The sequence below is a fragment of the Streptomyces sp. WM6386 genome (assembly GCF_000972385.1).
Classification (GTDB): domain Bacteria; phylum Actinomycetota; class Actinomycetes; order Streptomycetales; family Streptomycetaceae; genus Streptomyces.
On sequence record NZ_JXTE01000817.1, the window covers coordinates 1 to 304 of the forward strand.

Annotated in this window: 1 pseudogene; it reads left to right on the top strand. The window is 71.1% G+C overall.

The features are described 5' to 3' along the window. A pseudogene (locus tag TN53_RS49770) lies at positions 1-153 on the top strand (maltokinase); the annotation flags it as partial. Positions 154-304 lie beyond the last annotated feature (151 nt).

Genomic DNA, 304 nt, shown 5'->3' on the forward strand with positions numbered 1-304 from the left:
CAGGCCACGGCGGAGGTGCACCTCGCGCTGGCCTCGGCCTTCCCGGCCCTGGCACACGCCGAGAACGACCGGACGGCGGCCGCGATGACCGAGCGGCTCCGCGCCCCCCCCCACCGCGTTCCCGGGCTTTATCCCTTCGTTCCCGGGCTGCAAAAGCCGGATGACCTTCAGGATGAACGAGTACCCGAACACCACCAGGGTCGCCACCTGCGGCTTCTTCGTGGGGAACCAGGCGACCTGCGCGTGCACCCGACGGCTCCCCTGATCGGCCAGTGCGCCCGGCACCTCCAGGTCGGGGTTCAAG